The organism is Endozoicomonas sp. ALB091 (assembly GCF_049310265.1).
In the GTDB taxonomy this organism is placed as follows: Bacteria; Pseudomonadota; Gammaproteobacteria; order Pseudomonadales; family Endozoicomonadaceae; genus Endozoicomonas.
Genome location: NZ_JBLYNQ010000007.1, coordinates 14,921 through 36,938 on the forward strand (window position 1 = coordinate 14,921; position 22,018 = coordinate 36,938).

At 50.2% G+C, this 22,018-nt stretch carries 17 protein-coding genes; 4 read left to right on the top strand and 13 right to left on the bottom strand.

Annotated features, from left to right (window positions below):
- Positions 1-59: 59 nt before the first annotated feature.
- Entirely contained in the window at positions 60-1,493 is a 1,434-nt protein-coding gene (locus ACO6UX_RS12350; RefSeq protein ID WP_422447992.1) for a glyceraldehyde-3-phosphate dehydrogenase, read from the bottom strand.
- A gap of 258 nt (positions 1,494-1,751) precedes the next feature.
- Between ACO6UX_RS12350 and mfd the strand changes: the two genes are divergently transcribed.
- Positions 1,752-5,210 (top strand): transcription-repair coupling factor, encoded by a 3,459-nt coding sequence (mfd, locus tag ACO6UX_RS12355; protein WP_422447994.1) that lies wholly within the window; start codon positions 1,752-1,754, stop codon positions 5,208-5,210.
- Between the two features lie 108 nt (positions 5,211-5,318).
- Positions 5,319-6,155: a CsiV family protein gene (locus ACO6UX_RS12360; RefSeq protein WP_422447996.1), complete on the top strand. Its 837-nt coding sequence runs from the start codon at positions 5,319-5,321 to the stop codon at positions 6,153-6,155.
- 232 nt (positions 6,156-6,387) lie between these two features.
- On the opposite strand, the gene ACO6UX_RS12365 is transcribed toward ACO6UX_RS12360, so the two are convergent.
- From ACO6UX_RS12365 to ACO6UX_RS12395, 7 genes are all read right to left on the bottom strand, one after another.
- Positions 6,388-6,828 (bottom strand): ATP-binding protein, encoded by a 441-nt coding sequence (locus ACO6UX_RS12365; protein ID WP_422447998.1) that lies wholly within the window; start codon positions 6,826-6,828, stop codon positions 6,388-6,390.
- A gap of 2 nt (positions 6,829-6,830) precedes the next feature.
- Positions 6,831-7,163 carry an STAS domain-containing protein gene (locus ACO6UX_RS12370; RefSeq protein WP_101747520.1) on the bottom strand — a complete coding sequence of 111 codons (333 nt, stop codon included), beginning with the start codon at positions 7,161-7,163 and terminating at the stop codon, positions 6,831-6,833.
- 50 nt (positions 7,164-7,213) lie between these two features.
- Positions 7,214-8,383: a PP2C family protein-serine/threonine phosphatase gene (locus tag ACO6UX_RS12375; protein ID WP_422448000.1), complete on the bottom strand. Its 1,170-nt coding sequence runs from the start codon at positions 8,381-8,383 to the stop codon at positions 7,214-7,216.
- A gap of 36 nt (positions 8,384-8,419) precedes the next feature.
- A complete protein-coding gene (locus ACO6UX_RS12380; RefSeq protein ID WP_422448004.1) occupies positions 8,420-9,469 on the bottom strand; it encodes a mechanosensitive ion channel family protein in 1,050 nt (349 codons plus the stop codon).
- Positions 9,470-9,603: 134 nt separating this feature from the next.
- Positions 9,604-10,623 (bottom strand): beta-N-acetylhexosaminidase, encoded by a 1,020-nt coding sequence (nagZ, locus tag ACO6UX_RS12385; protein WP_422448006.1) that lies wholly within the window; start codon positions 10,621-10,623, stop codon positions 9,604-9,606.
- A 26-nt stretch (positions 10,624-10,649) separates the two neighbouring features.
- On the bottom strand, positions 10,650-11,132 hold the full coding sequence (locus tag ACO6UX_RS12390) for a L,D-transpeptidase family protein (protein WP_422448008.1): 483 nt from the start codon (positions 11,130-11,132) through the stop codon (positions 10,650-10,652).
- A gap of 34 nt (positions 11,133-11,166) precedes the next feature.
- A complete protein-coding gene (locus ACO6UX_RS12395) occupies positions 11,167-11,796 on the bottom strand; it encodes a TetR/AcrR family transcriptional regulator (RefSeq protein ID WP_422448010.1) in 630 nt (209 codons plus the stop codon).
- 146 nt (positions 11,797-11,942) lie between these two features.
- On the opposite strand from ACO6UX_RS12395, the gene lexA reads away from it, so the two are divergent.
- The gene (lexA, locus tag ACO6UX_RS12400; protein WP_422448012.1) at positions 11,943-12,539 is read left to right on the top strand and encodes a transcriptional repressor LexA; all 597 of its coding nucleotides are present in this window, start codon (positions 11,943-11,945) and stop codon (positions 12,537-12,539) included.
- 194 nt (positions 12,540-12,733) lie between these two features.
- Positions 12,734-13,165, top strand: a complete 432-nt coding sequence (locus ACO6UX_RS12405) for a hypothetical protein (protein ID WP_422448014.1) — start codon at positions 12,734-12,736, stop codon at positions 13,163-13,165.
- 20 nt (positions 13,166-13,185) lie between these two features.
- Here the strand turns inward: ACO6UX_RS12405 and ACO6UX_RS12410 are convergent, their stop codons facing one another.
- The 5 genes from ACO6UX_RS12410 to ACO6UX_RS12430 all read right to left on the bottom strand — a co-directional run bounded on the left by ACO6UX_RS12410 (position 13,186) and on the right by ACO6UX_RS12430 (position 21,745).
- The gene (locus tag ACO6UX_RS12410; RefSeq protein ID WP_101747527.1) at positions 13,186-13,428 is read right to left on the bottom strand and encodes a hypothetical protein; all 243 of its coding nucleotides are present in this window, start codon (positions 13,426-13,428) and stop codon (positions 13,186-13,188) included.
- A gap of 128 nt (positions 13,429-13,556) precedes the next feature.
- The gene (locus ACO6UX_RS12415; protein WP_146000036.1) at positions 13,557-14,033 is read right to left on the bottom strand and encodes a DUF6586 family protein; all 477 of its coding nucleotides are present in this window, start codon (positions 14,031-14,033) and stop codon (positions 13,557-13,559) included.
- A gap of 282 nt (positions 14,034-14,315) precedes the next feature.
- Positions 14,316-16,958, bottom strand: coding sequence for a type I DNA topoisomerase (topA, locus tag ACO6UX_RS12420; protein WP_422448016.1), 2,643 nt, complete (start codon positions 16,956-16,958; stop codon positions 14,316-14,318).
- A 779-nt stretch (positions 16,959-17,737) separates the two neighbouring features.
- Entirely contained in the window at positions 17,738-19,990 is a 2,253-nt protein-coding gene (locus tag ACO6UX_RS12425) for a hypothetical protein (RefSeq protein ID WP_422448018.1), read from the bottom strand.
- A 240-nt stretch (positions 19,991-20,230) separates the two neighbouring features.
- Positions 20,231-21,745: an FAD-dependent oxidoreductase gene (locus ACO6UX_RS12430; protein WP_422448020.1), complete on the bottom strand. Its 1,515-nt coding sequence runs from the start codon at positions 21,743-21,745 to the stop codon at positions 20,231-20,233.
- Positions 21,746-22,018: the final 273 nt, after the last annotated feature.

The window sequence follows — 22,018 nt, forward strand, 5'->3', positions numbered from 1 at the left end:
AGCCGAACCACTAATCAGTCACTCTGTGAAGTGTTCATCACTACTGACAAACGAGTGTTTTATGGAACCGACGGGTACATCGCACCAGACATAAACTGAAGTATCCGGTTGACCTGACAGCTGTAACCGAACTCATTGTCATACCAGACATAAAGCACACAGCGTTTGCCGTCAACAATAGTGGCTTGCCCATCCACAACGCCAGCTCGACGGCTACCCACAAAATCACTGGAAACTGCTTCAACAGAGGTGACGTAATCCACCTGTTTCTGAAGGCTGGAATACAGTGAGGTCTCCCTGATAAAGCGATTAAGCTCTTCAACGGTGGTGGCCTTGTCCAGGGACAGGTTAAGGATGGCCAGGGAAACATTCGGGGTCGGCACCCGAATAGCATTCCCCGTCAACTTACCTTCAAGTTCAGGCAACGCCTTGGCAACGGCTTTCGCTGCCCCGGTTTCGGTAATGACCATATTCAGTGCAGCGCTGCGTCCACGACGCTCACCCTTGTGGTAATTATCAATCAGATTCTGGTCATTGGTGTAAGAGTGAACCGTCTCTACATGACCGTGTTCAACACCAAACTCATCATTAATGGCCTTCAGCACCGGTGTGATCGCGTTAGTGGTACAGGAGGCGGCGGAAAGAATCTGATCTTCCGGCTCAATATCGTTATGATTTACCCCATAAACAATATTCTTGATATCCCCTTTTCCCGGTGCTGTCAGCAGGACCCTGGATACTCCCTTTGATTGCAAATGCAGGCTCAATCCCTCTTTATCACGCCATTTACCGGTGTTGTCGACAATCACGGCATTGTTAATGCCATACCGGGTGTAATCGATGGAATCCGGGCTGCTGGAATAAATGACCTGAATGGCCACACCGTTGGCATAGATAACCTTATTCTCTTCATCAACAGATATAGTGCCCTGGAAAGAGCCATGAACCGAGTCGCGACGCAACAGGCTTGCCCGCTTCTGAAGATCATTGCCTGCACCGCCGGGCCTGACAACCACGGCCCTCAGGTTAATACCAGAGCCACTGCCCGCGCGCTCAATGAGGATTCTGGCCATCAAACGGCCAATCCGGCCAAAGCCATACAATACGACATCCTGACCCGGGCCCAGGGTCTGTTTATGGCCATTAGTCACTGACGCTACTTGACCGGTAACGTACTCTTCCAGTGACAGGCCTGCTGCTTCCGCCCGGTAGCCAACGGCCAGCTTGCCAATATCAATACGGGATGGCCCCAGATCAAGGCCTGCCAGAATTTCCAGCACAGGGTAAGTCTCACGGACAGAGAGACCATTGTCCTCAATCTGTCGAACAAACTTGTGCGCTTTCAGCAAGCTGATTACGGAGCGGTTAATGACGGGATGCCCAAACACAGACGTGACAACATGGTGATTTCTATACAGCTTGCCGATCAGAGGGATCATTGACTCAGCCAGTGCTTCACGCTCTTTCCAGTCCTGAAAACGATCTGCTACCACGATAAATTCCCGTTTATTATTTCTGTTTTAAATACAATCCCTTATTTGGGACTTATGTTCTGTTGGTATTATCCTTGTTGATGGTGTTCGAGGCAACAAAGATTATCAAACATTAACACCGCCAATCTTTCTGCCTTTGATTTTCCTCCTTATTCCACCATTTCCCGCTGGCAATACTGGGAGAACAGGATCACAACCGCTACAATCCACCACTTATATCTGTATTTGGGGTAAATCAGGAGAGCCTTCAGGATTTTCATGTTTCAACACACTATTCCTCTGCCAACCCACCCCGGCGACAAGCTTCAGTGGGGAAATCTCGCGAAAGCCGGGCCTGCCTTGACCATTTCCTGTGCTGCGGTATCGGACAACCAGCCGCTGATGATTATTACGCCGGACAGTTCATCAGCAAACCGGCTGGAAGAAGAGCTGGCCTTCTTCCTTGCTGAAGAAGCCAACATCCATGTTCAGCAAATGCCGGACTGGGAAATACTGCCCTACGATACCTTTTCACCCCATCAGGATATTATTTCCCAGCGACTGTCAACGCTCTACCACCTTCCCCTGACCGACAACCGTGGCCGAAAAAAAATTCTGATTGTGCCCGTGACGACGCTGTTGCACCGCCTGTGTCCGAAGAACTATCTGCTGGGCAGCTGCCTGTCGTTGCAACCGGGCACCCGGTTTATCATTGATGAACGCCGGGGCCAGTTTGAACAGGCCGGATACCGCTGTGTGGACTCAGTGATGGAACATGGCGAGTTCGCTATCCGTGGCTCGATTGTTGATATTTTTCCCATGGGGGCTGACACGCCCTATCGGGTCGACCTGTTTGATGACGAGATAGAGTCACTGAGAACGTTTGATCCTGAAACGCAACGCTCCATTGAAACGGTTGAGGAGATACAACTGCTACCGGGGCATGAGTTCCCCCTGGATAGGCAAGGGATAGCGTTATTTCGCAGTAATTTTCAGGAAACCTTTGACGTTAACTATCGTGAATGCCCGATTTACCAGGATATCAACAAAGGTATTGCCAGCCCGGGCATTGAATACTACCTGCCTCTCTTCTTTGAGGAGACGTCAACGCTTTTCGACTACATGCCACAAAACACCCGAATACTGATCTACGACACCGTGGGTTCATCGCTGGATCATTTTTATTCGGATGTTCATGCACGTTACGACAACCGCCGTGTTGATCCGCAAAGGCCAATACTTCCGCCATCCCGGGTTCTGATGCCCTCGGAGGAGCTATACAGCAGACTGAACGACTTCCCCAGAGTCACACTGTTTGAGCAGCCTGTTGCACCCAGGGCCGGTCGATTTAATTTAAATCGCGAGGAATTGCCGGAACTGACCATTAATGCCCGGCTTGAGCAACCACTGGCTCACCTCAAAACCTTTATAAATCGCATTCATCATGTCCTGCTGGTCGCCGAAAGTGCCGGACGGCGGGAAGTACTCCTGGAGCTGCTGAGCCAGAATAATATAACGCCTGACCTGTGTGATGGCTGGTCCGCATTTCTCAAAGAAAAGCCCGCTCTGGCGGTCAGTACCGGGCTACTGGACAACGGACTGTATCTACCGGAAGAACAAATTGCTGTTATCCCGGAAGCGCTTTTGCTCGGCCAGAGAGTACAACAGACCAGACGGCGGAAGACAGAAGACGAACACAGTGCCGACCAGGTGATTCGCAACCTGACCGAGTTAAGAATCGGAGCCCCCGTGGTTCATATTGACCATGGGGTTGGCAGATACAGAGGGCTGGAAACACTGGCAGTGGATGGCCAGACCACGGAGTTTCTGACCCTGGAATATGCCAACGAAGCCAAACTCTATGTACCTGTTGCTTCTCTCCACCTGATTTCCCGATACACTGGTGCCGATGATGAACTTGCCCCGCTGCACCGGCTGGGCAGTGAGCAATGGAGCAAGGTGCGGCGTAAGGCCGCCGAAAAAGCCAGGGACGTGGCCGTTGAACTGCTGGATATTTATGCCCGCAGAGAAGCACGAAAAGGGTTTCCTTTCACTGAGCCGGAGCAGAACTATCTGGCTTTCGCTGCCGCCTTTCCGTTTGAAGAAACGCCCGATCAGCAACAGACCATTGCCGCCGTTATTGGTGATATGTGCGCACCAAAACCCATGGACCGCCTGGTCTGTGGTGATGTGGGCTTTGGTAAAACAGAAGTTGCCATGCGGGCCGCTTTCCTTGCGGCCCATAGCGGTAAACAGGTGGCCATTCTGGTTCCCACAACGCTGCTGGCGCAACAGCACTACGAAAGTTTCCGCGATCGATTTGCGGACTGGCCCGTAGAAATTGATGTTATTTCACGCTTCAAGTCACAAAAAGCCGTGGATCAGGTAAAAGAGCGGCTCACTGAGGGCAAACTGGATATCATTATTGGTACCCACAAAATTCTCCAGGGCGACCTGACCTTTAAAGATCTTGGCCTGCTCATTATTGATGAAGAACACCGCTTTGGGGTCCGACACAAGGAAAAGCTCAAGTCATTGAGGTCCGAGGTTGATATCCTGACCCTGACCGCAACGCCCATTCCAAGAACGCTCAATATGGCCATGTCCGGTATTCGCGACCTGTCCATTATCGCGACACCACCGGCACGGCGACTCTCGGTTAAAACCTTTGTCCGGCAATATGATCAACCCCTGGTGAAAGAAGCGATCCTCAGGGAGCTGCTGCGTGGCGGGCAGGTGTACTATCTTCACAACCAGGTGGAATCCATTGAAAAAGTAGCCAGCGACCTTCAGGAACTGATTCCTGAAGCACGGGTCATCACCGGTCATGGCCAGATGCGTGAGCGTCAGCTTGAACAGGTGATGTCCGATTTTTACCACAAGCGCTACAACGTTCTGGTATGCACAACCATTATTGAAACCGGCATCGATATCCCTAATGCCAATACCATCATCATCAACAGGGCTGACAAGTTTGGCCTGGCCCAACTGCATCAGCTTAGAGGCAGGGTTGGTCGCTCACACCACCAGGCTTACGCTTATCTGTTAACACCGGCACCGAAATCGATGACGACTGATGCCGCGAAACGTCTTGAAGCCATATCGGAAGCACAAACCCTTGGTGCCGGGTTTATGCTGGCCTCGAACGACCTGGAGATCAGGGGTGCGGGTGAACTGCTGGGCGAAGGCCAGAGCGGCCAGATACAGAGTGTTGGCTTTACGCTCTACACCGAGATGCTTGAGCGTGCCGTTAACGCCATCCGCAACGGCGAAACGCCCAATCCGGATCAGCCCTTGAACCATGGCACAGAAGTGAACTTACGGCTTCCGGCCCTGTTGCCTGAAGACTATATTCACGATGTCCATAGCCGCTTGATTCTCTATAAGAGAATTGCCGCCGCTGATAATGAGGAAAAGTTAAAGAACCTTCAGGTTGAGCTGATTGACCGGTTTGGCCTCTTGCCCGACCCGGCCAAAAACCTGTTCCGTCAGATGAAGTTAAAACTCTGTGCCCAGAAGCTGGGCATCAAGAAACTGGATGCCAGCAGCAAAGAAGCAAGGGTCGAGTTTGAAGAGCAGCCCAATGTCGATCCTATGCTGATTATTAACCTTATCCAGTCAAGCCCTCAGCAGTTCAGGCTGGAAGGCAGCAGCATCTTAAAGTACATTGACGCAATGGAAACTTCGGAACAGAGGTTTAAGGCAACGGAAACGTTGCTGGGCAGGCTTGCGGGTTAACAGCTGATATCTAACAATAGCCACCTGGCTGGTTTTCAGACAGTCAGGAGCTGCTGCACAAAAGCCACAATCCCTGATTCCGGATTGGGTGATCCAAGGAAATTCTGTATGAAAAAACTTCAGCTTATCGCATTGTCGATAGCACTACTGGTTAATGTACCGCTTTCTGCTGCACAGAACGCGAGTGATGGAGGACCTGATATCCCATGGTATCAGGTGGATCTTGTGGTTTTTCGTTACCTCAACAATCACAGTGGCGAAGCCTGGCCTCCCGTTGCCGGTTACCGGGCACCTGGCAATGTAATCAAACTGCAAACTCACGCTGCCGACCCTGATGATAGCAGTCCTCTGTTTGACATTATTGAGCCTGTAAAGCAGAGCCATCCTGATGTTATGCGTGATGCCTACATCGACCTGCCAGCCAATGAAAGGATTCTGAACAGCCAGGTAACTGCACTTGAGAGAAATCGCAATTATCAGGTGATTACCCATAAAGCCTGGCGAATGCCTGTCAGCGCCAGATCGGGTAAACGACCGATTGAAATCCGGGCTGCTATCAGCGGGCAGGACAATCTGTTGCTGAATGGCACGGTCAGCGTCAGTGAAGAGCGCTTTCTGCATGTTGATATTGATCTGTGGCTGAATAAATTAAGTCCGGAACCACTGTACTCCGCCCTGTCCGGAAACAATTACGAACAAAAGACATCTGACGTTCTGGCTGCTTCTGATATAGGATCTGACAATCTGGTGAGACTGGATGATGGCTCCCCGCCTTTGCGTATAACCGATAATTTTCAGATAAAGCAGCGAAGAAGAGTTCGGAATGTAAAGGAAATTCAATACATAGACAGTCCGGAGATTGGCGTCCTGTTCAAACTTACGCCCTATGATCGCCCTGAGGCGCTGGTGGAAACGGGAATGATCATTTCAGAAAAAAGCAGCTGACGTTGCTAAAAATGAGTGAACAGAACAGTTCATCATTTCAATAAGCTTCATGTGGACAATCTCCGTTCACCCTGAGCGGAGTCGAAGGGTGACTGGCACAGTCTTTATTCAGGGTATGGATTTTATGTCCTTCGACTCCGCTCAGGACGAACGGAGTTTTGAAACCCAGAAATGTGTAAATTATTTCAGGACAGCTCCTAAATGACCCCATCAAATGTATTGAAACTGTGTACTAACTCCTGATCTGCTTACTCATGATAAAACTGTTTTTATCCCCAACAGTCTGATACTCAACGTTATCCATCAAACTCTGGACGATCGGCAACCCTCTACCGCTGCACAGCCACGCCGCAGGATTGTCAGGATCCACTGACATATCCCTGCTCCCCAGCTTACCCTGATCCATTGGCTTACCCCAATCACTGATGGTCAGCATTAAGCAAGCCTGCAAAAGACTGACCCCAACCTCAACCTTATGCCCCTTTTCATTACCATAGGCGTGCTCGATGGCATTATTCACAATCTCAACCACACACAGCTCCACACGATTCACCTCAACCGGGGACAGTGTTGTCATGGCACAAAGGCCCCGGACAGCCATGGCAACCAGGGTGGTATTCGCCAGCTCACTGTCAATCTCAAGCCTGACAGCCTGCCCCTTTTCGTCGGTCATGATTACTTCTCCTTAATGGCCTCGGTCACTGTAGGGAGAATGGTAAACAGCTTGTCCATAGAGGTAAGACTGAAAAGATCCATAACCGCAGGCTGGGCACTGGCCAGCTTCATGGAACCGGCTCCCCCCATTTTTTTCAGACCTGCCACCAATGCCCCCAAACCACTGCTGTCCATAAAACGCACCTGGGATAAATCAATCACCAGGTTATCGGAGCCATTGTCGATCTGGTCAAACAGATAAATCCTCAGAGGCTCTGATAAAGATGCATCAAGCCGGGTTTCGTCGATTGATACGATGGTATGCCCAGCATCATTTTTAGAATCAAATGGCATGTCGCTCTCCTTGCGTTATAAACGTTGCGTAATTAATAAGGCAAGCCTGGTTACGGCTGCCACTCCAGTACCAGATAAGTTACATCATCCTCAAAAACATCCGCTCCGGTCCAGTTAGTGATGTCCTGCTCAACCCGGCTGATCATGGCTTCAAGGGTGTGATCAAAAGCATCTTCCAGAGAAGCTACCAGCCGGTCTTCACCAAACATTTCACCGACATTGTTTTCACACTCCGTCACCCCGTCGGAGTAAAGAAAAAGTCGGTCACCAGGTTGCAGTGCAATAGTGACATTTTTATAGGTCATGTCCGGCATCATACCTATCGGTACGCCACCACAGGCAATTTTTTCGACAGATTTTGAACCGCTTTTCAGCCACAGTGATGATGGATGGCCAGCCTGTGACAACGTAACAGAACCGGTGCGGCTGTTGATTATCCCATAGGCAATGGTGAAGTAGAGCATCGACTCAGGTTTTGCCTGAAACTGCTCATTCAGACTCACCAGCACTTCATTGGGTTCTTTTATCCGATAAAAAGGTGGCTCGCTGAATGACGCCTTAACCAGCGATCCACTCCCGTCCTCACGAAGGGTATTGTTCAATGAAAAAGAAAACAGTGCTGAAGGAATACCATGTCCGGCTACATCCAGTTGATAGAAGCCCAGTGTCTCTCCATCAAGTGCCTGATAACCAAACATATCGCCACCAAGAATGCGGCTTGGTTTGAAATACCAGTTAAAATCCACACTCTGAATTTTCGCTGGCTCAGAGAGCAGACGAGCCTGTGTTTCTGCCGCCGACTCCAGGTCTTTTTCTATGGTATGTATTTTATGTTCAAGCGCCGCTTTTAATTCGATAATTCGAATGCCGGCATTCAGGCGCGCACCAAGCTCATCAAAATCCACTGGCTTATTGATAAAATCATCAGCACCACGGTTAATTCCTTCCACCACGGCCTCACGATCCGAGTTACCCGTTAGCAGCATGAAATAGATATAGTACCCAAAATCACTGTTACGGATCGCCTCACACAGCTCGATACCATCCATATTGGGCATCATCCAGTCGCTGATGACAATCCGGATATCAGGATGGTTTTCCAGAACATTCAGTGCTTCATAGCCGTCTGATGCCTCAAAAACACGATGCCCCTGCTTTTTCAGAACCACAGACAGAATCATTCTCTGGTCACGGGCATCTTCAACAATCAGTATATCCATTAGCCTTGTTATTAATTTTCATCGTATTGAATATAACTACTGTGTTATCGACCCATCGGAAAGAATCCTTCGAGTCGGATAAGCGAATAACGCCCCTTCCTCGTTAACAACCGCTGCAATCAGAAGCAAAATAGATTGTTGAGCTTTTAAAAAACCAACACGATCCGTTCTTGTGATATGCACCCGAACCTGACATAAAAGGGCAGAATCATCATAACGGATGAAAACGGCATAATGAGGCTCACGACTGTCAACCTCGGGAACCTGTTGAACAAGATCATCTATGCGACTGAGAATGCGGGGTATTTTGCCAATATCCTCGTAACGAAGAGCAAAATTTTCAATCATTCGGCGGTTTTTCATTCGAGTGGCATTCTCCACCACGATGCCGGTAAAGATTGAGTTTGGAACATAAATAGGCCGTCTATCAAAGGTTCGTATTTTTGTCAGACGCCAGCCAACCTTTTCGATATGCCCTTCAATGGATCGGTCCGGAGAGCGAATCCAGTCACCCTCGGTAAAAGGGCGATCCAGCATCAGCATTAATCCACCGAAAAAATTGGCCAGCCAGTCCTTGGCAGCAAGACCCAGAATAATACCGCCAATACCACCAAAGGCCAGAAGGGTTGACAGGCTATAGCCGAAGGCCTGGGCAAGACTCAGCAGTGTAGAAACAACGATAATCAGCTGCACGGAACGGGCAATCACTGAAGGCGATAGGCGCTCGCGCCACCGCTCACCCATGGAATCCAGCACCTCTGGCATATTCAGGCTGATTTCCCAGATAAACCAGGCCGGATAGATGGTCAGAATGAGTTTTTGAATCAGTTGCAGGGTTTCGTTGACATCCGACCGCTCAAGCCCCGGCCAGTAATGCGCCGAATAGAGAATGAACAACACCCAGGGCAGCGTCAGCAAGGGTCTGTGCAGTATGTTGATAGCCAGGCACCAGAAGACCCGTTCCGGCCCTTTTGGCTCACCATGGGCCAACCACTTTATGCCATAAAATGAAGCACCAGACAGCAAAAAGGCAATCATCAAATGAGAATAGAACGAGATAAATTCGGGGTTCATAATCGAGATCATTCAGGGATTTCAGTTGGTTATTTTTATAAATTGTAGCCAGTTTGTTTACTATCCTCTTTCAAGCATTCCCACAACCGCTCAGAAAGAAAGTTACCCTGAATTCCCGGACGGTGATGGCCATGGCACCATTAAAATCAGCCTGTTCCGAAGGCCTCTGCCAGCATTTTACGCGCTGTCCTGTAGCGCTCTGACTGTTCAAGAGACGCCCAGTCAGTGTAAGAGTCAGGCATCAAACCATCCGGACCGACACCCTGTAAACCCGAGCCGTCTATCTCAGCCAGTACCTCCCGAACCCCCTGACGATTACAGATAATCAGGAGATCACAACCAGCATCCAGGGCTGCCCTGGCCCTGGCAGGATAACTGCCGGTTTTCGCCGCTCCCTCCATCGACAGGCAATCGCTGATAACCAGCCCCTCAAATGACAGCTGATTGCGTAACACCCCTTTCAGCCATTCTGAAGAATAACCCACCGGATGCCGGTCAATAGCGGGAAACAGGATATGGGCCGGCATTAATGCCTCAACCCCCTTTTGAATCATTACCCGGAAAGGCTCCAGGTCCGACTGACAGATCTCATCAAAAGTACGATCATCCAGGGGAAGGCTCACATGGGAATCAGCATCCACATTCCCATGGCCCGGAAAGTGCTTGATAACCACAGACATTCCCGCTTCATGAACCCCATCAATCCACAATGAGGCCAGGTGATTCACCTGCTCAATCGAACGCCCAAAAGCCCGATCTCCCACGATCGACGTTTTACCATGATCAATATCCAGCACCGGCCCCAGGCAAAGATCTATCCCGCAGGCCAGCAACTCAGAGGCCATCAGCCAGCCTGACTGATAAGCCATCTGATACTGCTGATCCGGGTCAAATGCCCCATAAGCCTGCGCCGGGGGTAGACGGGTAAATCCGTCCTTGAAGCGTTGCACACGCCCACCTTCCTGATCCACACAAATTAACAGATCCCGACGAACATTCCGGACAGAACGAACCATGGCAATTAACTGTTCCCGACTCTGATAGTTCCTGGAAAAAAGGACAATACCCGCAACACCGGGCAGGGAAAGCAGCTGGTGTTCTTCGGCGGTCAGCTGCACTCCCTCGAGATCAATCAAAAGAACACCACGGTTCAGGCCTGTTGGCACGACTCTATCCTCTAAAAAAAACGGTATCAGCTAAGCTGTATATCTATCCTGGTACCGGTATCTACACGGTCAAACAGATCGATAATATCTTCCCCATGCATTCGGATACATCCCCGCGAGCCGGGTTCACCCATCACTGCCGTATCCGGCGAACCGTGGATATAGATATAGCGACGCATGGTATCAACATTACCCAGCCGGTTATATCCGGGCTCCAGGCCACTGAGCCATAAAATTCTGGTTAATATCCAGTCCTTTCTTTCAGGGTACTGCTGACAAAGCCCGGGGGAATAAATCTCACCGGTAAAGCGACGTCCGACAAATACTGAATTAGTCGGCAGACCGGCACCAATTTTCGCCCGGATAACATGCTGACCAAGAGGTGTTTGCCAGCTCCCCTCCTGCTGCCCGACTCCCTTGCTGGCAGTAGACACAGAATAAACACGGCGCTTGCCGTCCTTCTCATGCAGCACCATCTCCTGACTGGCAATATGAACAGTAAGATGCATCGGTAAATCAAGCTCTGTATGGTTAAATGATCCGTCAGGTGTGCGATCTTAGACCTGCCGCCATGAAAGGCACCATCTTTCTCATGATATCTTCCAGTTCAGTCCTGACCCCATAATCGCTTTCCGCAATAGCCCTCAGTGCATCCGCTCCTGAAAGGGTAAACACAGCGGAACCCAGAATAAAATAGACGCGCCAGAACAGGTCATTCAATGGCAACTCAGGACACGCTTTTACCAGCAACTCCAGATAAGCCTGGAATACTTCCCCGTAGACGTCGCGCAAATATTTCTTCAGATGCCCCTGGCCCTGTGTGTAGGCCAGGCCAATCATCCTCATACAAACAGAGAGATCTTCAGGGCTGCGGGGTTTAACCGCCATGATCTGATCCACCAGTAAATGAAGTATTTCTTCCAGATCAAGAACGTCATTATTATCCTGATATCGCACAAGAGCCCCGGAAAGATTGCTGACAAAAGGATCAAGAAAACGGGAAAAGACCGCCTGGATCAGGGATTTTTTGGAGCCGAAGTGGTAATTAACAGCGGCCAGGTTAACACCCGCCTGACTGGTAATTGAACGCAGCGAGGTCTCTGCGAACCCATGCTCAGCAAATAACTTCTCGGCAGCGTCCAGAATCCTGTCTACTGTCGCTGACTGTGACATGTCTGTAAAACCTCCAATGTAAACATTTGTTTAAAACTAACGTTTGCCAACTGAAACATCAAGTTAGATTAATAAGACAGGGGTGGTTGCAGTCAGCAAAATACTGTATATAATTACATGTACTGTATAAAAACACAGATTTAATCATGTATAAATTGACCAAGCGCCAGACTGAGATTCTTGAACTGATCAAATCTCATATAGAAGAGACCGGTTTCCCCCCCACTCGTGCAGAAATCGCACAGACCTTCGGGTTCCGATCACCCAATGCAGCAGAAGAACATCTCAGAGCCCTCGCCCGCAAGGGAGCTATCGAGATCACCCCCGGAACCTCAAGAGGTATCCGAATCCCCGGCACTGAATCTTCCGGCCTGCCTATTGTAGGACAGGTTGCTGCAGGAAGCCCCATTCTTGCCCAGGAACATATTGAAGACCACCTGTCCATCAACCCTGATTTCTTTTCCCCCAAAGCAAACTTCATGCTTCGGGTAAAAGGGATGAGCATGAAGGATATCGGTATTCTTGACGGGGACCTTCTGGCTGTCCATAAAACATCAACCGCAGCCAATGGCCAGATTGTCGTTGCCAGAATTGACGACGAAGTAACGGTCAAACGTTTTGAACAGGTTAAAAACAGAATTTACCTGCACCCGGAAAACAAAGAATTCAAGACAATCGAAGTAGACCTCAGCGTTGATACCTTTGCTATCGAAGGACTGAGTGTGGGGGTTATCAGGAACTAGTGCGGCTAAGCGTTATTACCCGTAAACCACGTTCACCCTGAGCGGAGTCGAAGGGTGCTTGGCACGATCTATCAGAGTCCGGAGTTTCCGCCTTTAGGCCCTATGGGTCCTTCGACAAGCTTCAGGACGAACGGTATGGGCAACAGCGCTTAGCAGCACTAGACCCTGACGATCTCTGATGTAGAGGACCTGACATGCAAGCATTAACACCATCATCCAGTCAGAACGGTAACGCTCCCTGCATTGACAGTGAACCTGTCAGCTTTATTGATGAGCTGATTCTCTCAGGCCCGCCCTGGCAATCAGGACGTTTTCTGAAGACTGTTCTGTATGAGCTGGCTAACCATCAGGATCAACGCTGGCTTACCCTGATACTGTCCAGTGAACAGGCAAAAAGCACCATAAACTGGCTGAAGTCATCGGGCATCAGCAGGCAGCGCCTTCAGGTTCTCAACCCTTCCGCAGTGGCAGACCCACTGAAACTCACTCGCAAGGCACTGGCCTCAGGCACCAGCCACACCGTGGTCAGCTGGATCGAGCAGATGGATAGCATCACACTCTCTGAACTCGAGACCGCCGCTCGCTCAGGTCAATGTCAGGGACTGGCAATCAGGAACAGAGGATAACTGGAGGGTTTGTATGACAGTCAGTGAAGAACCCGGTTTTCAGGGATGTATTCTCCAGCGTCAGCTTCTGTTTTACGCCCGACTTCTTCTATGCAGGCATCCAGCATAGCCTTGGCTACCTCCACCTGATCTCCCTGGAGAAAGTCAAGCAACTCCCGGGAGAATGACATGGTAACCAGGGGCTCGGCGTTCTCCTCATCACTGCGACGCAAAACGATTTCGCCGGAAGGCAGTTCAACAATTTCAAGAAACGACGCTGACATAAATAGTGACACCGGGATTTTAGGGTTAGCGGTGAAGCATTGTGCATTAGCCAGCAGAGGCTTTCAAGATATCAGCCCTAAAGAGCTGAATATGGCTGGCAATGAACAAACCTGAAAACATCAGAAACCTACCACTCCAGGCTGAAGTTCCGACTATAGGTAACCAGCTCCTTCAAGGACTCAAGCACAGAAAGAAAGCCTTCTGACTGATCAAACCGCACACTATTGGCATTAAACAGAGGAATTTCATTCCGCTCAACACTTTTACGCTGTATAGGCATGGCACAGTCCTGATGACTTTTTAATAACGCCGACAACCAGGAATCATGTTGCTCAAGACGTTCAATGTACTGCAACTCAGTAGACACCTCTCCTTTGTGATGAACACTGTTCATTGCCTCGTCAAGAGAGGGTAGTTGATTTACCGGCAAACGGTAATTCGTCATAATTTCAGCCAGTAATGACCGGTAAGCCTGAACCATTGCATTCAGACAGGCCTCACGAAATGCCGGCTTGGCAAGATCATCAGCATCTTCCCAGGCATCCAGCAACAAACGGGCGTGAAAGAGCATTTTATTGGTATATCCCTGCCAATTGTTTGTCATAACCAACTCCATCAATCTTTCGGGAACAACTTGTGCTTTGTCGAGCTCAAAGTTTATAAGTAGCTGGCCATATGAAATCACATATTTCTGGCTACTTGGGCAGGAGCTATGCGAGGCACAACGGAGGGAGCATAGCCGTAGCTATGTGACCGGAGTTGTAACGAAGCATAGTGCCTGAACAAGGAGTCAGAAATATGTGATTTCATATGGTTAGCTACTTAACAGCCATAATACAACAGGGCTTCATAGCCCTGTCTCACGAAACTGGGGTTTGAGATCAATCTAACCGGACTGGCGCTTTTTAGACTGCTTTTCATGCCAGCGGCCATCTTCAAATACCGCACTCCAGCCCGTTGCCTTACCATCAAGCTCGGACATAACGTACTGCTGTTTGGTCTTACGGCTGTAACGAATAATTGCCGGATTGCCATCAGGGTCCTGACGGGGAGCATCCATCAGATAACCGTATTTAGGGTCGATCATGGCCTGATGGGGCAATAGCTCCGCCACCAGCGGAGCACGGGTCTCTCTGTTCTTGGGAAATTGACTGGCCGCAAGGAACAATCCGGACGCGCCATCCCTGAGCACATAATGGTCATCAACTTTTACGCACTTTAACTCAGGCATGGGCACTGGCTCCATTTTGGGTGGAGCAGGCTCACCACTTTTCAGCAACTTTCTGGTGTTCTTGCATTCACTGTTGGTACAACCAAAATATTTGCCAAAGCGCCCGGTTTTCAACTGCATTTCACTGCCGCACTTATCACAGTCAAGTACGGGGCCATCATAACCTTTTAATTTGTAACTCCCCTTCTCCACCTCAAAGCCGGAACAATCAGGGTTGTTACCACAGACGTGTAACTTTCTCTGCTCATCAATCAGATAGCTTTCCATCGCGGTAGAGCACTTGGGACAACGACGCATGGCTCGCAGGGCATTAACCTCGGCGTATTCATCATCGGCGTCTTCCACCTCTTCACCGGGAACCAGGTTAATCGTCGTTTTACAGCGTTCCTTCGGTGGCAGTGAATAACCGGAACAACCCAGAAACACCCCGGTCGATGCAGTACGAATCATCATGGGTCGATGGCAAGTAGGACACTCTATATCGGTCAGGGAGGGTTCATTTGCGCGCATCCCTCCTTCACTCTGTTCAGCCTGGGTTAACTGAAGGGTAAAGTCGGTATAAAAATCATCAAGAACCTGCTTCCAGTTTTTTTCACCTTCAGCAATATCATCGAGTTTCTCTTCCATTCTTGCCGTGAAGTGAAAGTCCATGAGCTCATTAAACGACTCATTCAGACGATCAGTGACAATATCGCCCATTTTTTCCGCATAAAAGCGGCGATTCTTCACTGAAACGTAACCACGGTCCTGAATGGTGGAAATAATCGACGCATAGGTCGACGGCCGACCAATACCCTGTTTCTCCAACTCCTTGACCAGTGCCGCTTCGCTGAAACGGGCCGGTGGGCGGGTGAACAGCTGTTTGGGGTCCAGTTTTTCCAGGGTCAGGGCTACCCCTTTTTGCAGATCCGGCAGAATCACATCTTCGCCTTTTCTGGCCAGAGGCTTTTGCACCCGGGTATAGCCATCAAACTTCAATGTCCGTCCCCTGGCTTTGAGCTGATAGCCGTTAACGTCGACGACCAGAGACGTACTGAGATACTCAGCAGGCGTCATCTGACAGGCAACGAACTGACGCCAGATCAAATCGTACAAACGCTCCGCATCCCGCTCCATTCCAGACAGATCATCAGGCTTTAACGTAACACTGGATGGTCGAATCGCTTCGTGAGCTTCCTGGGCACCTTGCTTGCTGCTGTACAGATTTGGCTGCTCCGGACAGTATTGATCACCATACTGTTTGGCAATAAAGGACCGGGCACTGGCAACCGCATCCTGACTCAGATTGGTGGAGTCGGTACGCATGTAGGTGATGTAACCCGCCTCATACAGGCGCTGCGCCAGCATCATGGTTTTCTTGACACTGAAACCCAGGCGCGTGCTGGCCGACTGCTGCAGTGTTGATGTGATAAAAGGTGCCGAAGGCTTGCTCTGGGTTGGCTTATCTTCCCGGCTGGTCAGAGCGTATTGACCCTGCTGTAACTGAGCCAGGGCTTTATCCGTTTCCGCCTTGCCTGTTGGCCTGAAATTTACCCCGTTCTCTTTCACCACCTGAAAACGGACGGCATCACTCCCGGCAGCCTGGAGATCGGCATAAACTTCCCAGTACTCTTCAGGAATAAAACTGCGAATTTCCCGCTCACGCTCCACCACCAGCTTGACAGCAACGGATTGAACACGCCCGGCAGAGAGCCCACGGGCAATTTTTGCCCAAAGCAGCGGGGAAACCATGTAACCAACCACCCGATCCAGAAACCGGCGGGCCTGTTGAGCGTCAACCCGATCCTGATTTAACTGCCCGGGGGATTCAAACGCAGACTGGATGGCTTTCTTGGTAATTTCGTTAAAGACAACACGGCGATAGCGCTCCGGGCTACCACCAATGGCCTGCTGCAAATGCCAGGCAATGGCTTCTCCCTCACGGTCCAAATCCGTTGCCAGATAAATGGTGTCAGCGTTTTCTGCCAGACGGGCAAGTTCGTCAACGACTTTTTCCTTGCCCGGCAAAATCTGGTATTGCGCTTCCCAGCCATTATCGGGGTTGATCCCCATACGGTCGATCAACTGCTCACGGGCCTTGATTTTCTTGCGGCGCTCACGCTCCTCAGGTGAGAGCTTTTTAGTCTCGGCAGCTGCCCTGGCCCTGGCCTTGGCATCCACGGTTTTCTTCGGCCCACCCGCTGTTGGCAAATCCCGAATGTGACCCACACTGGATTTGACAACAAAGTCTTTGCCCAAATATTTGTTGATCGTTTTCGCCTTTGCAGGCGACTCCACAATAACTAGCGATTTACCCATGCTGCCTTACACGTCCTGTCATCTGTTCCAATGTTCTGGCTGGTCAGATCTGTGAGCAGATAAATCGCCCATCATACTCAATAATCAGACCTGCTGAAATAGAGTCTACTCGCCAGAACAAGAAAAGCCGGGATAGAAATTGCTTCAATATATAAGGCGAAGTCAATAATCGGTCAAGGAAAACCATCAACCTCGTTCCCGTAAAGGAGTGGGTTATTTTCCTGTATGATCCGGTACAGAGCCTTATTTCCAGTACCTTAAAGCCACTTTCCGACTCGAATATTCTGGTCACATTTCCTCCGGGCAACTCAGCACTCAAACACCTGTAACAAAATCAGGCTGCCTGACTTACCCATCACTTTTTTATGCAAACCAGCCATGCGAACCAGCATATTTTCATGGTAATCAGTAACGGCTGAAACCCTTAAACGCTTAACACGGTTTTACCTGTTAACTCAACCATAACTATTCAAAAGCCTGATTTCCGTTTGAAAATCATCCGGATAAAGCAAGCCTGCCCCAGTCATTTTCGATTGGCCATACAATCAGTTTTGTAAATATAACCCGCTGACAAAAAAGCCCGGAAAAATCGGGTTACCGGAGTAGGAAGTGATTTGTTGCTATAACAGCTTGTGTAATCGCACTTGTCCTGGCTGCATTAATCATCAGGCTATAAAGCGGTACTCATTCTGCGGGGATTGCAAGAGTCAACATCTTCATATTCGCCAACATCTTCATTTATGTGTTCATGACAGGGCATCACCTGTTCCCGGAGTTCCTCATAAAACGGGGCCCCTTGCCCGTATGGGTGGTTGTTCCGGTAGTAGTGGTTTTTTCAGTCCGAGCGGCTCTTGAGGTGGCCTTCCGGATCGTTGTTCACCGGCAGGTTCCCCTCTTGCCTCTCCCCTGAAGGTTTCTATCATCGGTTTATCAACCTCCTCCTGTACCGCAGTATTATTGATTGTCACCAATTCCTGCAGGTCATCCGCATCGGCGGGGGATGACCTGCGGTGATAATGACGATAGATGTACACCCCTGCCACACCAGCAACCACAAAGGCTGCAGCCCCCAGGGCGATACCGGCTATTGCGCCGGTACTCAGGGTAGCCGCCAGCGGTGTACTGGTGGGCACTGCCATGGTGGTCCCCGACAGGCCGGAAAAGTTCATGGCGGGGCTTGATATCGTCGCATGCGGTGCCGCACTGGTGGGCAGTGCCATAGTGGTCCCCAGCAGGCCGGAAACGTTCATGGCGGGGTTTGATACCGTCGCCTGCGGTGCCGCACTGGTGGGCAGTGTCATGATGCTGGCCCCCGACAGGCCGGAAATGTTCATGGCGGGGTTTGATACCGTCGCCTGCGGTGCCGCACTGGTGGGCAGTGCCATGATGCTGGTCCCCGACAGGCCGGAAACGTTCATGGCGGGGTTTGATACCGTCGCCTGCGGTGCCGCACTGGTGGGCAGTGCCATGATGCTGGTCCCCGACAGGCCGGAAACGTTCATGGCGGGGTTTGATACCGTCGCCTGCGGTGCCGCACTGGTGGGCAGTGCCATGATGCTGGTCCCCGACAGGCCGGAAACGTTCATGGCGGGGTTTGATACCGTCGCCTGCGGTGCCGCACTGGTGGGCAGTGCCATGGTGGTTCCCGACAGGCCGGAAGAGACAAGGTTGCATAACTCCACCCGCTCATCCGAGCCATCGTAGCAATTGTCTATACCATCACATATCAAAGCGGTAACACATTCGTTATCATCGCAGAGAAAGTTATGTCCCCGCTCAATACAGTCAGCCAGTGTGCAGTTCTCATCGGAGCCATCATCACAATCAATATACCCATCACATTGCCAACCGGCGCTAATACAGCGGCTGTCGTCGCATAAAAAGGTACGGTTCAGCCTATCACAGTCAGCTAGTGTGCAGTTCTCATCGGAGCCATCCTCACACTCCGCATCCCCATCACATTGCAAAGCGTCACTAACACATTTTTTGTTATCATCGCAGAGAAAGTTATGTCCCAGCTTAATACAGTCAGCTAGTGTGCAGTTCTCATCGGAGCCATCCTCACACTCTGCCTCCCCATCACATAGCCAACCGGTTCTAATACAGCGGCTGTCGTCGCAGAAAAAGGTACGGTTCAGCTTATCACAGTCAGTTTGTGTGCAGTTCTCATCGGAGCCATCGCCGCAATTTTTCTTCCCATCACATCGCAAATCGGCACTGACACATCTTTTGTTATCGTCGCAGAAAAAGTTACGTTCCAGCCTGTCACAGTCAGCCAGTGTGCAGTTCTCATCGGAACCATCAGCGCAATCGACCTCCCCATCGCATTGATGACCGGCATGAATACATTCGCCGTTGTCACAGGGGAACTCACCATCAGCGCATGCTGCCTTAGGCTCTGTGGTTGGGGCGGGCGTTTTGGTGTGTGCAGGTGTTGTTGCTGATGACCCGCCGACAGCGGAAAGGCTGGCCAGAGCTCCAAGTGCCAGGGCCATGTTTGGCAACTGGCCAGTCCGGGCAGAGGCGGTGGCCGGTGGGCTGGTCGGCTGAGGTGTTTGCTGTGATTTCTTTTTTTTCTTGCCTTTGTCGTTTGTTGGGGAGCCGTCCACCGTACTGTCCGCCCGGCTCTGCCCTGGTGCCAAAGCGGTAGCCGACCCACCAAAAAGATTCCTGAGCCGGGCCGCCGTGGAAAGGGTGACAAAGCCCTCCAGCAGAGTGCTGATCTCCTCTGGCAGCACTGTGTAAGGCGACACCAGCCGGGCACCCAGCGCAACACTCTGGAAAAAACTACTGTTCTGCCCATCGGAACTGCCAATGGTGAACAGTGGACCTTCATCCCCTTGCGCCGACTGCAGCACCCCGGGGGGGTTATAATCAGGATGCAAAGAGTGCAATAACGGGATCACAACGTACTGGGTGGCGACCTTAAACCTTGACCATAGCCCCCCATTTCCCCCTTCCCCTGGCTGAACCGCTACGGACCCGGGAACGGTGGCTGTGCCCGTTGGCTGAATGGTAGTTTGGGATATCAAAGTGATTACCTCGCAAAATAAGGCAAGAATAGGCAAGACTCAGACGGTGAAAAGAACCGTTTGAATTATCAGTGGAAATTTTAGAGCCTTGTTGAAACTTTAAACAGAACAAAGCCACTGCCAAGAACCGTAGCCGTTAGCAGCTTCAAGGTACTCCCTGCATTGCAAGGCACAAAGAAGGGAGCATAGCCTTAGCTATGTGACCGGAGTTGTAACGCCGCAGAGTGACTGTCCAATTGGTCAGAAAATACGAGATATGATTTGTTTGATTAAAAAGGGTATGTTCAGCGGAAATGAGCTGGCTTTTCTGGGTGTGAATGGAATTGCCAAATCTTTCACATCCTTATCCGCGTTTTTCAAACCCTCGGCAAAGAAAAAATTGGGTGTCTCTTTTGCATCACCAATAGCTTCACTCTTGCCAAAAGGGAGTGCCACGGAAGGTTGTGCCAGCTTTTGTTTCTCTACAGTGAAAATGGCATGGCTCAAGTTCTCCTTTTTTGACCCTCGTGCGGTATGGCTGTCGGTATCGACGTAGGTTGGTGCCATCAGGCAAGCCCGCCTCGTCGGAGTCACTGTCGCTGCACAAATCAGTGCATTCCACTCAAGCTGTTGTTCGGGTTTGAGGTTTGTGGGGCACTGTCCGGAAATCCACAATTTCTCAGAGTTGGCATGGGATAAGAAAATGTAGCACTGAGGGTAATAGTTGCTGCTCCATCCCAGCTTCTTGAATTCAGGCAGCAGGTCAGCAGGTATTTTTTCCTTGGCCTTGAGGAGGGCACCGGTTTTGATCTCTGCCCAGCTTGGATGATGGATATAGGCGCATTGGCATCTGCCGCTAAAAGGGGTATTGACCGTTATTTTTTCCAGGCTGGCCCCCAATTCTTGTAACGATTGGCGCGATGTTCCATGCACGCCATCGGCATGAATAATTGAATCGAAAGCAATACGCCCCGATGGTTGTAAATCCATGGTTTGAATCCATGGGTTAAAAGAACCGGCTCTGGCTTGATGCTTGATATCTATCAAATCCGGATATTTTGTTTTCGCGTATTCTATATAGATACGCTGGATAACGTCGGTCTGTAAGTTGATATAGCTGTTGCGCCTTACTTGTTCCCGAATGTTTGCCAGGCTTTTTGGATGCGTTATATCCGATTTCTTTCTGTGAGAAAAAACGTATCCCGGGCCGTGAGTGCTTTCCAGAGCGTCCAACATCTGATTAATTGCATAAGTTGCTTCTGGCCCTAAAGCCATAACGCTTGAGCGGATATCCCACTCCTCTTCATTGCGGCCTTCACACAGACAAACCTTGTGACCTTTCCTTGCCAGCTCTACCGCTGCCATCAATCCTGTCGGACCGGCACCGGCCACTACCGCATCATAATGGGGAATTTTCTCCTTGCTTAACAATTTGGCTCTTTGCTGAGCTAATGATGCCCGTTGCTCACCGATAAGAGCGTTACTTTCGTGAAGCTGTTTAACCTTCTCGCCCAGCTGATCCAATGATTTAATTGTTTTATCGGCTTTGAGGATCTTAATCTTTTTCTGCTGAATGTTTTTGGGTTCAAGACTTGATAGATTATTGTTTTTTTGAGTCGTTAAACTGCTGGTCTGGTTATTATTAGATCGGGCAATTTTTCGGCCAAATCGTAGAAAGCTGAAATTGAATCGGGACTTCTTGGCAGGCTGTTCAGAGCGTGGTGCTGTTGTTGTGGGAGGTGTTGGTCTTTTATCTGATGGAATCAAAGTCCCCATGTGCCATCTCTCAAGAGTTGTTTTTATCGATATGTTGGCGTAATAAACAGTTTAATCGGCATGTCATAGGAAAAATGGTGGTTCAGGCATAAAAAATGCCGATCTATGCCACCATTCTCCAGTTTTGCTACCTCTGCCAAAGCGAGCCTGTCAAAGCCTGTGCTGCTGTTTTGCATGAGTGTTAACGACCCGTTGCTTCCATGGCAATAAGGAATAGTCCTTGAATAATTTCCACATTTCGGAGCCTCCAAACTCCGTTCGTCCTGAGTGCTG

Excerpts from the sequence above, each read along its gene's own strand:
- mfd (WP_422447994.1), top strand. The coding sequence starts at position 1,752 with ATGTTTCAACACACTATTCCTCTGCCAACCCACCCCGGCGACAAGCTT.
- ACO6UX_RS12360 (WP_422447996.1), top strand. The coding sequence starts at position 5,319 with ATGAAAAAACTTCAGCTTATCGCATTGTCGATAGCACTACTGGTTAAT.
- ACO6UX_RS12365 (WP_422447998.1), bottom strand. The coding sequence starts at position 6,828 with ATGACCGACGAAAAGGGGCAGGCTGTCAGGCTTGAGATTGACAGTGAG.
- ACO6UX_RS12370 (WP_101747520.1), bottom strand. The coding sequence starts at position 7,163 with ATGCCATTTGATTCTAAAAATGATGCTGGGCATACCATCGTATCAATC.
- ACO6UX_RS12375 (WP_422448000.1), bottom strand. The coding sequence starts at position 8,383 with ATGGATATACTGATTGTTGAAGATGCCCGTGACCAGAGAATGATTCTG.
- ACO6UX_RS12380 (WP_422448004.1), bottom strand. The coding sequence starts at position 9,469 with ATGATCTCGATTATGAACCCCGAATTTATCTCGTTCTATTCTCATTTG.
- ACO6UX_RS12390 (WP_422448008.1), bottom strand. The coding sequence starts at position 11,132 with ATGCATCTTACTGTTCATATTGCCAGTCAGGAGATGGTGCTGCATGAG.
- ACO6UX_RS12395 (WP_422448010.1), bottom strand. The coding sequence starts at position 11,796 with ATGTCACAGTCAGCGACAGTAGACAGGATTCTGGACGCTGCCGAGAAG.
- lexA (WP_422448012.1), top strand. The coding sequence starts at position 11,943 with ATGTATAAATTGACCAAGCGCCAGACTGAGATTCTTGAACTGATCAAA.
- ACO6UX_RS12405 (WP_422448014.1), top strand. The coding sequence starts at position 12,734 with ATGCAAGCATTAACACCATCATCCAGTCAGAACGGTAACGCTCCCTGC.
- ACO6UX_RS12410 (WP_101747527.1), bottom strand. The coding sequence starts at position 13,428 with ATGTCAGCGTCGTTTCTTGAAATTGTTGAACTGCCTTCCGGCGAAATC.
- ACO6UX_RS12415 (WP_146000036.1), bottom strand. The coding sequence starts at position 14,033 with ATGACAAACAATTGGCAGGGATATACCAATAAAATGCTCTTTCACGCC.
- topA (WP_422448016.1), bottom strand. The coding sequence starts at position 16,958 with ATGGGTAAATCGCTAGTTATTGTGGAGTCGCCTGCAAAGGCGAAAACG.
- ACO6UX_RS12430 (WP_422448020.1), bottom strand. The coding sequence starts at position 21,745 with ATGGGGACTTTGATTCCATCAGATAAAAGACCAACACCTCCCACAACA.